Origin of the sequence: Dickeya undicola, assembly GCF_000784735.1 — a bacterium.
Lineage (GTDB): Bacteria > Pseudomonadota > Gammaproteobacteria > Enterobacterales > Enterobacteriaceae > Dickeya > Dickeya undicola.
Genome location: NZ_JSYG01000017.1, coordinates 1 through 12,752, shown reverse-complemented (window position 1 = coordinate 12,752; position 12,752 = coordinate 1). Strand labels below are relative to the sequence as shown.

Below are 12,752 nucleotides of genomic sequence, written 5' to 3'. Positions count from 1 at the left end.
AATGATGTTCACCTTGCCGTCCGATAACTGTTTTCTTTTTATGTTTATTTTTGTTGCCGTGGAAACTTTTCAGCCCATCTTCGGATGGGCTTTTTTCTCCACAATACATCTTACAGTTGCTACTTAAACTACAATCCAGAATAGTGTGCACTAAAATGGTGCGGGAGTCTGCGTTATGGCAACAGGCACGCTGCCCGATGCTGGGCAGATCCTTAATTCTTTAATAAACAGCATCTTATTGCTAGATAAAGATCTAGCTATTCACTATTCCAACCCAGCGGCGCAACAACTTCTGGCCCAAAGCTCACGCAAGCTCTCTGGAACGCCACTGCCGGAGCTGCTCGGTTACTTTTCACTGAATCTCGACCTGATGCGGGAAAGCCTCGACTCAGGACAAGGCTTCACCGATAACGAAGTCACCATCGTGGTGGATGGCCGGGCGCATATCATGTCGCTGACAGCACAGCGCATCCAGCATGATTTTATCCTGCTGGAAATGGCACCGATGGACAACCAACGCCGCCTCAGCCAGGAACAACTGCAACACGCTCAACAACAGGCAGCACGCGATCTGGTACGCGGTCTGGCGCATGAAATCAAGAACCCGCTCGGCGGCTTGCGCGGTGCAGCACAGTTACTGTCCAAAGCATTGCCGGACCCGGCGCTGATGGAATACACCAAGGTCATTATCGAACAGGCTGATCGCTTGCGTAACCTGGTTGACCGTCTACTTGGCCCGCAACAGCCCGGCCTGCACGTCACGCAAAGTATTCATCAAGTAGCCGAACGTGTATTCCAGTTGGTGTCGATGGAAAAAGCGGACAACGTGACGCTGGTGCGTGACTACGACCCCAGCCTGCCGGAACTGATGCACGACCCAGACCAGATAGAACAAGTGCTGCTGAACATCACCCGTAATGCCATGCAGGCGCTGGGTGAAGAAGGCGGCACCATCACCATTCGTACCCGCACGGCATTTCAGTTGACGCTGCATGGCGTGCGTTACCGTCTGGTCGCCCGTATCGATATTGAAGACGATGGTCCCGGCGTGCCTGCTCATCTGCAAGATACGCTGTTCTATCCGATGGTGAGCGGCCGCGAAGGTGGCACCGGGCTGGGTTTGTCGATTGCCCGTAACCTTATCGATCAACATTCCGGAAAAATTGAATTTAACAGTTGGCCAGGTCATACCGAATTCTCGGTTTATCTGCCTATTCGCCAGTGAGGTTCACGATGCAACGAGGGATAGTCTGGATTGTCGATGACGATAGCTCCATCCGTTGGGTGCTTGAACGTGCGCTTACCGGGGCGGGCTTAACCTGCGCAACCTTTGACAACGGCACTCAGGCATTAAATGCGCTGACCACCCAAACACCGGATGTCCTGCTGTCCGATATCCGGATGCCCGGTATGGACGGATTGGCGTTGTTACAGCAGATTAAACAGCGCCACCCGATGCTGCCAGTCATCATTATGACAGCCCATTCCGACCTGGACGCAGCAGTCAGCGCCTATCAGCAAGGGGCGTTCGATTACCTGCCCAAACCGTTTGATATCGACGAAGCCGTGGCGCTGGTTGAACGCGCCATCAGTCATTATATGGAACAGCAACAACCGGTGCGCAGTCAGCCGATTAGCGGGCCGACTACCGACATTATCGGCGAAGCGCCAGCCATGCAGGACGTGTTCAGGATTATCGGGCGGCTTTCCCGTTCGTCGATCAGCGTGCTGATCAATGGCGAATCCGGCACCGGTAAAGAACTGGTCGCCCATGCGCTGCACCGCCATAGCCCGCGGGCCAAAGCGCCATTTATCGCGCTGAATATGGCGGCTATTCCCAAAGATCTGATTGAATCGGAACTGTTTGGTCATGAGAAAGGCGCATTTACCGGTGCTAATCAGATTCGACAAGGCCGTTTTGAACAGGCTGACGGCGGCACGCTGTTTCTTGATGAAATCGGCGACATGCCGCTGGATGTGCAAACCCGCCTGCTGCGCGTACTGGCCGATGGTCAGTTCTATCGCGTCGGCGGCTATGCCGCAGTGAAGGTGGACGTGCGTATTATCGCCGCCACCCACCAGAATCTGGAATTACGGGTTCAGGAAGGTAAATTCCGCGAAGACCTGTTCCACCGTCTGAACGTAATTCGAGTCCATTTGCCGCCACTGCGTGAGCGTCGGGAAGATATTCCGCGTCTGGCGCGTTATTTCTTGCAGGCAACGGCTAAAGAACTGGGTGTCGAACCGAAAAACCTGCATCCGGAAACCGAAGCGGCGCTCACCCGTCTGCCCTGGCCGGGCAACGTGCGTCAGTTGGAAAATACCTGCCGCTGGCTGACCGTAATGGCCGCTGGACAGGAAGTCTTGATTCAGGATCTGCCGCCGGAACTGTTTGAAACCACCGCGCCGGACGCCACCGTGCATGTCATGCCCGACAGCTGGGCGACGCTGCTGGCACAGTGGGCCGATCGGGCGCTGCGATCCGGTCATCAAAACCTGCTGGCTGAAGCGCAACCAGAAATGGAACGCACGCTGCTGACAACGGCGTTACGCCATACACAAGGGCACAAACAGGAGGCCGCAAGGCTACTCGGCTGGGGGCGAAATACCCTGACACGTAAACTGAAAGAATTGGGCATGGAATAACGCGAATTTATCGTGTTATCCACCATCAATCATTACCTTGTAGCGGTGATAAAAAGTACGATGTAACGTACAAATTTGCCGCTATTTTATACTTTACTTGCGCCGCGCCAGCAGTATGATCATGTCGCTGACTGGAGAGGGTAACCATGCTGGAATCCATTTTTTCTGCCGTGACGCACGGCGCTGAAATCAGCAGTGCGGTGGGTCACTCATCGCAAACTGCGATTGCGGCCGTGCTGTGCGCTGCATTTATCAGTTTCTTCAGCTAGAACTACGCTGACAGAAAAACGAAAACAGCCAGTCATATCGACTGGCTGTTTTCTTTCATCCTTCCCGATTAGATGACCCGAGAGAACTGACGTTCGCGCATCTTGCTACGCAGATACACGTCGAAACACATGCAGATATTGCGGATCAACAGACGTCCTTTGGGCGTTACCTGAATACGATCTGACAGAATATCCACCAAACCGTCTTGCGCCATTGGTGCCAGCAACGCCAGGTCTTCGCGGAAATACTCGCCAAACGACAAACCATACGCCTGCTCAATCGCGGCAAATTCCAACTGAAAATGACAGATCAACGCCTTGATTACGTCACGGCGTAGACAATCATCACGAGTCAGGGCCAAACCACGCCACAATGCGTGACCATGCTGTTCAACGTCAGCATAGTACAGCTTCAGTTCTTTCTGGTTCTGGGCGTAGCTGTCGCCAATCATGCTGATGGCGGATACCCCCAGCCCCAGTAAATCGGTATCGCCCTGGGTAGTGTACCCCTGGAAATTGCGATGCAGTTTTCCTTCACGTTGCGCCACCGCCAGCTCGTCATCCGGCCGGGCAAAGTGATCCATCCCGATAAACTGGTAGCCCGCCGTGGTCAGGCTTTGAATGGTCTGCTGCAAGATCGCCAGCTTTTGTTCTGCATCCGGTAGGTCAGCCTCTTTGATCTTACGCTGGGCGGCAAACAGACTGGGTAAATGTGCATAGTTGAATACGCTGAGGCGGTCCGGACGCAGCTCCGCCACCCGCTGTAGGGTAAAGGCAAAGCTGTCTGGCGTCTGTTTTGGCAAACCGTAAATCAGGTCGATATTGGTGGAGGCGAACCCCAGCGCTTTAGCCCGCTCTATCAGCGCAAAAATAAAGGCTTCATCCTGCTCGCGATTGACCAGGCGCTGCACCTCTTTATTGAAGTCCTGCACCCCCATACTGAGGCGATTGAACCCTTCAGCGCGCAAATGATCGAGCACATCCAGTTCGATTTCACGCGGGTCTACTTCCAGCGACATCTCTGCCTGCTCAGCAAAGTGAAAATGCTGGCGCAGCAGCCCCATCAGGCGGCTAATCTGCGTTTTGTTCAGGAAAGTCGGCGTTCCACCGCCCCAATGCATCTGAGTAACAACGCGGTCGGCAAACAAAGGCGCACGCTGACGGATTTCCAGCGCCAGCCGGTCAAGATACTCATCCGCCTTGTGCAACTGACGAGTCACCAGCTTATTGCAGCCGCAGAAGTAGCACAAACGGTGGCAAAACGGGATATGCAGATACAGCGACAGCGGCCGGTTAGGGTAGCGGGCTACAGCCTGAGCAAACGCGGCGTTGTCGTAACTGTCGCTGAATTCCAGCGCGGTAGGATAGGAAGTGTAGCGCGGCCCCGAATAATTGTATTTCTGGATCAGGGATAAATCCCAGTCAATGGATTGTTCGGACATGCTGCTCACTCCTTCCGGTAACCGGTCCTCGCCGCTCGGCGCGGAGGCAGCCGACGCTGCCCCGACGATACGGCACGCTGTAATCTGTCTTTCCGTTTCGACAGGCACCACAGTTTAACCAACAGACCGCCCAAAAAACACAGAACCAATAAGGTTATGAGCAGAAACAGCGCTTTCAGCATCAATAGCCGTCTTTTGGATTATTGCGGCGGAGCAGTTGCAGCATATCCTCTTCCTGCTCTTCGTCTTCCTCGTCATCGTCCAGACTGATGCCTAATTGCTCCATCAGAATATCGATACGATCCAGCGTCTCATCCAGCCAGGACTGTTCTTTGGCCGACAGCGTTTCACCTTTCTCTAGTCTGTCCAGCAACTCATCAAGGCGCGGATCATTCTCCAGCATTTCCAGCTCTTCCTGCGGTAAAAGGCGAGCGGGTTTCTCTTTCGCCACTGCCGCTGCTTTTACCGCTACGCTTGCGCCTTCCGGCAACAACGACACTGGTTTTTTGCTGCCAATACGCGGGTCTTTCAGCTTGTCGGAAGCGGAGTTTTGCTGGCGATCACCAGACGGCTTGGTGCGGCTGCCCGCAACATGACCACGGTGCTTTTTCTGGCGTTTGCGCTCGCGAGCTTCCAGATCCAACTGCTCACGGCTTTTTCTTTTGATCTTCGGTGTGGCGGCTTTGTGTCCCGCCCCTTTGGATGGTTGTTTCATAGCGTCAATCTCGGGTTCAGATGAGCAGATATAAGGAGAATTGCGGCGGAATCTAGCAGAAAGCATACCAATAAAAAAGTGCTCCAAGAGCTGTGTGCTGGTTTTATTTTTTTCAGTCTGTTAAGACGGTAACACCGTGACAAAAACAGATAAACGCCGCCTTTCTTATCGGTTGCAGGTATAATCAACCACATAAAACCGTGATCCAGACAGAGACGCAAACTGTGACCCAACAATACAACTACCATGTGACCCATTTCGTCACCAGCGCGCCGGACATTCGTCATCTTCCTGCCGACAGCGGTATTGAAGTCGCTTTTGCCGGCCGCTCCAACGCAGGCAAATCCAGCGCGCTCAATACGCTGACCAACCAGAAAAGCTTGGCTCGCACCAGTAAGACACCGGGCCGGACCCAGCTTATCAACCTGTTTGAAGTAGCCGATGGTGTTCGCCTGGTTGACTTGCCTGGTTATGGTTACGCCGAAGTGCCAGAAGAGATGAAACGCAAATGGCAACGTGCGCTTGGTGAATACCTGCAAAAACGCAACAGCCTGAAAGGGCTGGTGGTACTCATGGATATCCGCCACCCGCTTAAGGATCTGGACCAGCAGATGCTGGAGTGGGCCGTTGATGTCGGCTTACCGGTGCTGGTGCTGCTGACTAAAGCCGACAAACTGGCTCAGGGTGCCCGCAAATCCCAGTTGAATATGGTGCGGGAAGCGGTGCTGCCGCTCATGGGGGATATTCAGGTTGAAGCGTTTTCTTCGCTGAAAAAAACCGGTGTAGATAAATTACGCCAAAAATTAGATAGCTGGTTCAGTACGTTACCATCAGCAGAGTTGCAATCTCAGCCAGAATCAGACCAGTAATACACCAACCAAAACCTTTCCAACAACATGACTATCCCAATGGCTACCGGCTGAGCACTCGCCGGTAACATAGGTTTTCATTATCTGATTTATCAACATTCAGACAATAAAAAACGCCCCGGTCAGAAACCCGACCGGGGCGGCTAACATTCAGCCAAATCCGATTACGTGAAGTAAAAGGTCTGAAAGATAGAACATCTTACCTCTGTACCCTACGTGTTTAACTCTACCCCATTTCCTTTCTGGAAAAAAGATTTTTTTGTTGTTTAATTTCATAAAAAGCGGTGATGGATTAAACAAACTCAAACCGGGTCACACAATCCTGTAGTTTAATTACAGGATTGATTAGGATTCAGCTGAAAAAACCAACAGAAAAAAGAAAGGCGATATTTCTTATGGCATTCATGACAAAAACCCGCATAACACCCAGAACCATTCTGACCCGCCTCTTTCAGCAAACAGCTTAATGGGCCTGATCCCAGTTACTGCCAGTGCCGATATCCACCTGCAAGGGCACGTCAAGTTGCATACAGCCTTCCATCAGATTGCGAATCTTCGCACTGACTTCGTCCAAAACGGATTTATGCACTTCAAATACCAATTCATCGTGTACCTGCATTAGCATCGTCACCAACGGTTTTTCCTGTTGCAGCCAGGCATCAATGGCGATCATCGCTTTTTTGATGATATCCGCTGCGGTGCCCTGCATCGGCGCGTTAATGGCTGCCCGCTCCGCCGCCTTACGGCTATTGGCGTTGCGGGAATGAATATCCGGCAAATAAAGACGGCGACCATCCAGCGTAGACACATATCCCTGATCTGCCGCCTGCTGACGCGTGCGCTCCATATACTCCAACACCCCTGGATAACGCTCAAAGTAGAGGTTCATATATTTTTGCGCTTCATTACGAGGAATAGCTAACTGACGGGACAGGCCAAATGCGCTCATGCCATAGATCAAACCAAAGTTGATGGCTTTGGCACTGCGACGCTGTTCGGTGGTCACCTTGTCGAGCGGCAGACTGAATACCTCGGCAGCCGTGGCGCGGTGAATATCCAGCCCCTGGGAAAACGCCCCCAGCAATCCGGCATCCCGTGACAAATGCGCCATGATGCGTAATTCAATCTGCGAGTAATCCGCCGCCAGGATGCAGTATCCTTCCTGTGCAATAAACGCCTGACGGATACGTCGCCCTTCTTCATTACGCACCGGAATATTTTGCAGGTTGGGATCACTGGAAGAAAGACGCCCAGTTGCCGTTACCGCCTGGTGGTAAGAAGTGTGCACCCGTTTGGTCAGCGGATTGATCATCTGTGGCAGTTTATCCGTGTAAGTAGATTTCAGTTTCGCCAGTCCGCGATACTCCAAAATCAACTTCGGCAGTGGATAATTCAGCGCCAGTTCGGCCAACACCTCTTCATTAGTGGAAGGTGCGCCTTTCGGGGTTTTCTTGATAACCGGCAATTGCTGTTTTTCGTACAGAATAGCCCCTAACTGTTTGGTGGAAGACAGATTAAAGACTTCTCCTGCCAGTTCATGCGCCTGCGCTTCCAACTCCGTCAGACGTTGCGTCAGCTCTCGCGAATGCTCCGCCAGAATAGTGGTATCAATCAGCACCCCAGTGCGCTCCATGCGCGATAACACCGGCACCAGCGGCATATCGATATTCTGGAACACCTTGCGCAGTTCCTGCTGCGGTTCCAGCTTCGCCCATAACGTTTCATGCAAGCGCAACGTGACATCGGCATCTTCCGCCGCATAAACCGCCGCCTGTTCCAGCGGGATTTGGTTAAACGTCAGCTGGTTTTTGCCTTTACCGGCGATCTCTTCAAAGGTAATGGTCTTATGCTGCAAATAGCGCTCTGACAGGCTGTCCATGTCATGACGGCCAGCCACACTGTCAAGAACGTAGGACTCCAGCATGGTATCAAACACAATCCCGCGCAGATCAATGCCGTAACGAGCCATCACGCCTTTATCGAATTTCAGGTTTTGCCCGATCTTGCGAATACCATCATCTTCCAACAGCGGTTTTAGCTGAGTCAGTACCCAATCAAGACTTAACTGTGTCGGCGCGTCGAGATAGTCGTGACCCAATGGCAGATAAGCGGCTTCGCCTGGCTTGATTGCTAATGAAATCCCGACCAGGTTAGCGGTGAGGGTATCAAGACCATCTGTTTCGGTATCGAATGAGAACAAACCAGCAGCGTTGATTCGTGCAAGCCAGTCCTGGAATGTCTGTTCATCCAGAATGGTGACATAACCATCCTGGGGTAATACGCTGGATGAATCTTTAGGCTCATCTTCAGCTTCGGTCTTAACAAATGGCACAGCAGCCGGACTCTTCCTGCCACCTTGCAACCACTTACCCTCTTCCACGTCTGCTAGCCAGCGTTTGAATTCATAGCGGGCGAATAATTCACACAGCTCCGCTACATCCGGCGTATTAACAGTGAGCTGCTCACACTCTTGTTCCAGCTCAACATCAGTTTTAATCGTAGCCAATTGATAAGAGAGGTAAGCCACCTCTTTGCTCTGTTCCAGCTTGGCCGCCATCGTCTTGGCACCACGAAAAGTCAGACCGGCAATCTTATCCAGATTGGCGTACAGGGTATCGAGCCCACCTAATCCCTGTAGTAACGCCTGTGCGGTTTTTTCACCCACACCCGGTACACCAGGAATGTTGTCGGAGGAGTCTCCCATCAGAGCAAGAAAATCGATAATCAGAGAGGGAGGAATACCGTATTTGGCACACACCTCATCCGGCCCCAGAATAGTGTTATTCATGGTGTTGATCAGCGTGATATTCGGCGTCACCAGCTGCGCCATATCCTTATCGCCGGTGCTGATCAGAACCGGTTTACCCGCACGTTCCGCTTGCTGGGCCAGTGTTCCAATCACATCGTCAGCCTCAACGCCGGAAACCGCGAGCAGCGGCAATCCCATTGCTTTTACCATGCGATGTAACGGTTCAATCTGAGCACGTAGGTCATCCGGCATCGGTGGCCGGTGAGATTTGTAGTGTTCAAACAAGTCATCACGAAATGTCTTACCCTTCGCGTCAAACACCACCGCGACATGGCTGGGATGGTATTGCTGCAACAGACTACGCAGCATGTTGAGCACACCATACATCGCGCCGGTCGGCTCTCCGAGGCTATTGGTCAACGGAGGAAAGGCATGATAGGCGCGGTAAAGGTACGAGGAACCGTCAACCAGAATGAGGGGATTATCTGCTATTTGAACCATGATATTTCGCGATCGTTGTTTTCTGACATGAAGTTAAGGATGCCATAGCTGGCAGTGAGAGACGAATATTAACGCGCACTCATTATGCTTTTTGCACAACGCCTCGCAAAAAATCTGTGGATAACTTTGTGCATAGAAATTAAAAGATAGTTAACAGAGATATAAAAAAGAGTGAGACATAATCTTGATTTATTTTAAATCAATGGATTACATAAAAAACCTTGATAGACTAGTTATATCAAGGTGATGCTATTGGTGTGGATATATATGAAATCAAAATGTTTACCGACCAGCCAAATTGTCCAGACATGATCAGTAACACCGAAGCAAAAAAAACGCCACACGCGGTAAAGCATGTGGCGCATAGAAAAAACAGAAAGCTTATTTCTGAGAGAGCAGGAATTTCACTACATCAGCATATTGTTTGACGTAGTTGTCCATAGAGCTGGTATCCAGCCCATCGCTCTTGATCATGTATTTACCATTCACAAATACCGCTGGTACACCACGGAGTTGCAGGTCCGCTGCGGCTTTTTCCTGTTGGGCAACCAGAGACTTCACCACAAAGCTGTTCAGCGCGCTGTCATAGTCTTCCGCTTTCACACCTGCGGCTACAAACACCTGGCGAATATCTTCCGGTGTTTTCACTGTCTGGGTTTTCTGCACGGCATCAAACATGAGTGGGCTGACTTTATCTTCCACACCCAGAGCGATTGCCACCGCCCAAGCTTGAGTCAGATCTTTGCCTAACGGCCCCAAGAAATCGACATGATATTTGGTTAACTTAGCATCGGCTGGCAGCGCTTTCTGAATGGCGTCAGGAATGTGGTAAACCTGAGCAAACTGGTAACAATGCGGGCAATAAAATGAGAAGAATTCCAGCACCTGAGGGGATTGAGAAACCGGTTTATCCAGCGTGGCATACTGTTTGCCATCGGAAAAATCAGCTGCTGACGCACTGAACGCCAACACCATGCCAGCCAGCGCAAGCCATATTTTCTTCATATCAACGTTATCTCCATAAGTGTCAGTACATCGGTGCCAGTTGCAACGGTGGTTCCTGCAACAGCCTTACCTGTTCATTAAAAATGGTGGCCTGCTTTGCCCAGAAATCGGCTTCCTGCATCCATGGAAAACTACGAGGAAAAGCAGGGTCATGCCAACGACGGGCTACCCAGGCCAGATAGTGAACCATACGCATGGCACGTAGCGGTTCAATTAATGCCAGCTCCGCCTCATCAAAAGAGGCGAACTCACTATAGGCATCCAGCAAAATATCCAGCTGGATGCGCTGTTCCTGACGATCTCCATGCAACAGCATCCAGAGATCCTGTACCGCAGGGCCATTACGCGCATCGTCCAGATCAACAAATAAGGGGCCATCACGCCAAAGAATATTACCGGGATGACAGTCGCCGTGCAGCCGTCGGGCTTGCCAATTCGTATTCCAGCGCAGTTTCACGGCATCAATCAGCTGGGCTGTCGCCGTTAAAAACGGCACTTTTTGCGCGTCAGAAATCAGGGAACTGTCAGTTAACGTGACCAAGGGGTCATCAAGATATTCCTGTAACCCGACAGTAGGGCGAGTTGAAAACAGATTTCGGTTACCGGTCTGATGAATTCTCCCCAAATAACGCCCAACCTCTTCCAGTTGGTCGTCATTGTCCATTTCATACTGACGCCCACCAACGCTGGGAAACACGGCAAACCAGAAGCCATCATGCTCATGCAACGTGTTGCCCTGTAAGGCCAGCGGTGCCACCACCGGCACCTCATCAGCGAACAACTCGGCCGCAAAATGATGCTCTTCGCTAATCTGAGCAGCATTCCAACGTTGCGGCCGATAAAACTTCACCACATAACGTTTACGGTCTTCATCACTAAACTGATAAACCCGATTTTCATAGCTATTAAGCGCTGTCAGGCCGGAATCGACACGGATATCCACAGACCAGAGCGCATCCATGATGACGTCCGGCGACAGAGTATGAAAATTGAATACGGAATCATGCATGACAGTCATCACTCCGTAATATCGGACTATAGATAGCGCGATTAATCCTTGATAACGCCTCGGGCGCGGAGTAACGCTGTTTTGAAATCTTCTTCATAATCTTTCTGCAAGCCTGGAATCGGCTGTGCGCTATCTGCGTCACGCAATTTTAAATGATAAATAAGGATATCATCAGTCAAATCACTAAGCGCCCCCTCGAACCCGGCTTCCTGTGCAAGTTTTTGTAAAAATTGCACCAAATTCAAATCCGGCTCTTTTTGCCAGGCCGGGTGCAACAGTTCAATTAATTCATTTACACGATGGCATTTCATTATCACTACCTCAAACATTAATAACTGTTCATCTAGTATGGGGAAAGAGCTTGGCCTTGCGCCATACTTTTCCGACAATAACACATCAAGTCATTACGGGAGCCAATACGATGATAACAGGAGTGATTCTGGCTGGCGGTCAGTCGTCCCGCATGGGCGGAAACGATAAAGGGTTGATTGAACTGGAGGGCAAGCCGCTCTATCAGCACGTTCTTGAGCGTCTGAAGCCACAAGTAGATACCCTGCTTATCAACGCCAACCGCCATCAGGAACGTTATCAGCAAAGCGGTTATCCGGTGATCGGTGATATTAACCGTAACTTTTCTGGTCCGCTGGCTGGTATTTTCACCGGGTTGACCATCGCCAAAACAGACTGGGTCGTGTTTGCTCCCTGTGATGTGCCCGCATTACCCCTTGACCTGGTTTCCCGATTGCTACGGTTCAGTAATCATCACCTTGCCACCTATGCCACCGATGGCTCTCGCGAGCATCCGACATTATTGGCGATCCACACTTCACAGGCTGGAAAGCTAGAAGCTTATCTACATAACGGAGATCGAAAATTGATGCTATTTTTGCAGCAAATAGAGGCAAAAGCCGTCTCTTTTGCTGATCAACCGTTATCATTTCGAAATCTTAATACGCCAGAGGATCTGGCTTGCTGGCAGGAACCGTCCCATGACTGATATACCGCTTCTGGCTATTGCAGCTTACAGTGGTACAGGCAAAACCACCTTACTGAAGCAACTCATTCCATTGCTGAACACGATGAAGATTCGGGTGGGTATCATCAAACATACGCACCACGATATGGACGTCGATAAACCAGGTAAGGACAGTTATGAACTGCGTAAGGCCGGTGCTGACCAAACGCTGGTTGCCAGCAATACTCGCTGGGCATTGATGACCGAAACACCGGAGCAGCAGGAACCCGACCTACACTTCCTGGCCAGCAGGATGGACAGCTCAAAGCTGGATTTGATTCTGGTAGAAGGCTTCAAACACGAACCGATCGATAAAATCCTGCTTTACCGCCACGAGTCTGGGCGTGATATCAACGCGCTGCTCGATGCCGACACGCTGGCCGTGGCCTGTGATTCCGCATTAACGCTCGCCCTGCCCTGTCTCGATCTCAACCAGCCCGTGCAGATCGCCGCGTTTATCCGCGACTGGCTGCGAAGGAGAACGGATATAACCGGAGACTGAGTGCGTATTACGGGAAGTTTTCTCTGCCGA

13 protein-coding genes are annotated in these 12,752 nt (G+C 51.3%); 6 read left to right on the top strand and 7 right to left on the bottom strand.

All coding sequences use genetic code 11. The annotated features are described in order from the left end of the window. Positions 1-175: 175 nt before the first annotated feature. The 3 genes from glnL (at position 176) to OB87_RS20580 (ending at position 2,915) form a co-directional block, all read left to right on the top strand. The gene (gene glnL / locus OB87_RS07885; protein WP_033568900.1) at positions 176-1,225 is read left to right on the top strand and encodes a nitrogen regulation protein NR(II); all 1,050 of its coding nucleotides are present in this window, start codon (positions 176-178) and stop codon (positions 1,223-1,225) included. Between the two features lie 8 nt (positions 1,226-1,233). Continuing rightward, the gene (gene glnG, locus OB87_RS07880; protein WP_015848447.1) at positions 1,234-2,646 is read left to right on the top strand and encodes a nitrogen regulation protein NR(I); all 1,413 of its coding nucleotides are present in this window, start codon (positions 1,234-1,236) and stop codon (positions 2,644-2,646) included. 146 nt (positions 2,647-2,792) lie between these two features. After that, positions 2,793-2,915: a YshB family small membrane protein gene (locus OB87_RS20580; protein ID WP_148042037.1), complete on the top strand. Its 123-nt coding sequence runs from the start codon at positions 2,793-2,795 to the stop codon at positions 2,913-2,915. A gap of 68 nt (positions 2,916-2,983) precedes the next feature. On the opposite strand, the gene hemN is transcribed toward OB87_RS20580, so the two are convergent. Both hemN and yihI read right to left on the bottom strand, forming a co-directional pair. After that, entirely contained in the window at positions 2,984-4,357 is a 1,374-nt protein-coding gene (hemN, locus tag OB87_RS07875; RefSeq protein WP_033568899.1) for an oxygen-independent coproporphyrinogen III oxidase, read from the bottom strand. A 181-nt stretch (positions 4,358-4,538) separates the two neighbouring features. Further along, entirely contained in the window at positions 4,539-5,072 is a 534-nt protein-coding gene (gene yihI / locus OB87_RS07870) for a Der GTPase-activating protein YihI (RefSeq protein ID WP_033568898.1), read from the bottom strand. Positions 5,073-5,296: 224 nt separating this feature from the next. On the opposite strand from yihI, the gene yihA reads away from it, so the two are divergent. Further along, the gene (gene yihA / locus OB87_RS07865; protein ID WP_033568897.1) at positions 5,297-5,941 is read left to right on the top strand and encodes a ribosome biogenesis GTP-binding protein YihA/YsxC; all 645 of its coding nucleotides are present in this window, start codon (positions 5,297-5,299) and stop codon (positions 5,939-5,941) included. A 150-nt stretch (positions 5,942-6,091) separates the two neighbouring features. On the opposite strand, the gene OB87_RS21210 is transcribed toward yihA, so the two are convergent. The 5 genes from OB87_RS21210 to OB87_RS07845 form a co-directional block, all read right to left on the bottom strand. Further along, positions 6,092-6,139, bottom strand: a complete 48-nt coding sequence (locus tag OB87_RS21210) for a spot 42 RNA, inhibition of DNA synthesis (RefSeq protein WP_071892919.1) — start codon at positions 6,137-6,139, stop codon at positions 6,092-6,094. Between the two features lie 265 nt (positions 6,140-6,404). Then, positions 6,405-9,191, bottom strand: coding sequence for a DNA polymerase I (polA, locus tag OB87_RS07860; RefSeq protein ID WP_033568896.1), 2,787 nt, complete (start codon positions 9,189-9,191; stop codon positions 6,405-6,407). Between the two features lie 381 nt (positions 9,192-9,572). Beyond that, positions 9,573-10,196, bottom strand: coding sequence for a thiol:disulfide interchange protein DsbA (gene dsbA / locus OB87_RS07855; protein ID WP_033568895.1), 624 nt, complete (start codon positions 10,194-10,196; stop codon positions 9,573-9,575). 22 nt (positions 10,197-10,218) lie between these two features. After that, entirely contained in the window at positions 10,219-11,205 is a 987-nt protein-coding gene (locus OB87_RS07850; RefSeq protein WP_033568894.1) for a serine/threonine protein kinase, read from the bottom strand. Between the two features lie 41 nt (positions 11,206-11,246). Next, positions 11,247-11,516 carry a YihD family protein gene (locus tag OB87_RS07845; protein WP_016942702.1) on the bottom strand — a complete coding sequence of 90 codons (270 nt, stop codon included), beginning with the start codon at positions 11,514-11,516 and terminating at the stop codon, positions 11,247-11,249. 110 nt (positions 11,517-11,626) lie between these two features. On the opposite strand from OB87_RS07845, the gene mobA reads away from it, so the two are divergent. Next, positions 11,627-12,202 (top strand): molybdenum cofactor guanylyltransferase MobA, encoded by a 576-nt coding sequence (mobA, locus tag OB87_RS07840; RefSeq protein ID WP_033568893.1) that lies wholly within the window; start codon positions 11,627-11,629, stop codon positions 12,200-12,202. Next, a complete protein-coding gene (mobB, locus tag OB87_RS07835; protein WP_033568892.1) occupies positions 12,195-12,722 on the top strand; it encodes a molybdopterin-guanine dinucleotide biosynthesis protein MobB in 528 nt (175 codons plus the stop codon). Before mobA ends, mobB begins: the two co-directional genes overlap by 8 nt. Positions 12,723-12,752 lie beyond the last annotated feature (30 nt).

Excerpts from the sequence above, each read along its gene's own strand:
- glnL (WP_033568900.1), top strand. The coding sequence starts at position 176 with ATGGCAACAGGCACGCTGCCCGATGCTGGGCAGATCCTTAATTCTTTA.
- glnG (WP_015848447.1), top strand. The coding sequence starts at position 1,234 with ATGCAACGAGGGATAGTCTGGATTGTCGATGACGATAGCTCCATCCGT.
- OB87_RS20580 (WP_148042037.1), top strand. The coding sequence starts at position 2,793 with ATGCTGGAATCCATTTTTTCTGCCGTGACGCACGGCGCTGAAATCAGC.
- hemN (WP_033568899.1), bottom strand. The coding sequence starts at position 4,357 with ATGTCCGAACAATCCATTGACTGGGATTTATCCCTGATCCAGAAATAC.
- yihI (WP_033568898.1), bottom strand. The coding sequence starts at position 5,072 with ATGAAACAACCATCCAAAGGGGCGGGACACAAAGCCGCCACACCGAAG.
- polA (WP_033568896.1), bottom strand. The coding sequence starts at position 9,191 with ATGGTTCAAATAGCAGATAATCCCCTCATTCTGGTTGACGGTTCCTCG.
- dsbA (WP_033568895.1), bottom strand. The coding sequence starts at position 10,196 with ATGAAGAAAATATGGCTTGCGCTGGCTGGCATGGTGTTGGCGTTCAGT.
- OB87_RS07850 (WP_033568894.1), bottom strand. The coding sequence starts at position 11,205 with ATGCATGATTCCGTATTCAATTTTCATACTCTGTCGCCGGACGTCATC.
- OB87_RS07845 (WP_016942702.1), bottom strand. The coding sequence starts at position 11,516 with ATGAAATGCCATCGTGTAAATGAATTAATTGAACTGTTGCACCCGGCC.
- mobA (WP_033568893.1), top strand. The coding sequence starts at position 11,627 with ATGATAACAGGAGTGATTCTGGCTGGCGGTCAGTCGTCCCGCATGGGC.
- mobB (WP_033568892.1), top strand. The coding sequence starts at position 12,195 with ATGACTGATATACCGCTTCTGGCTATTGCAGCTTACAGTGGTACAGGC.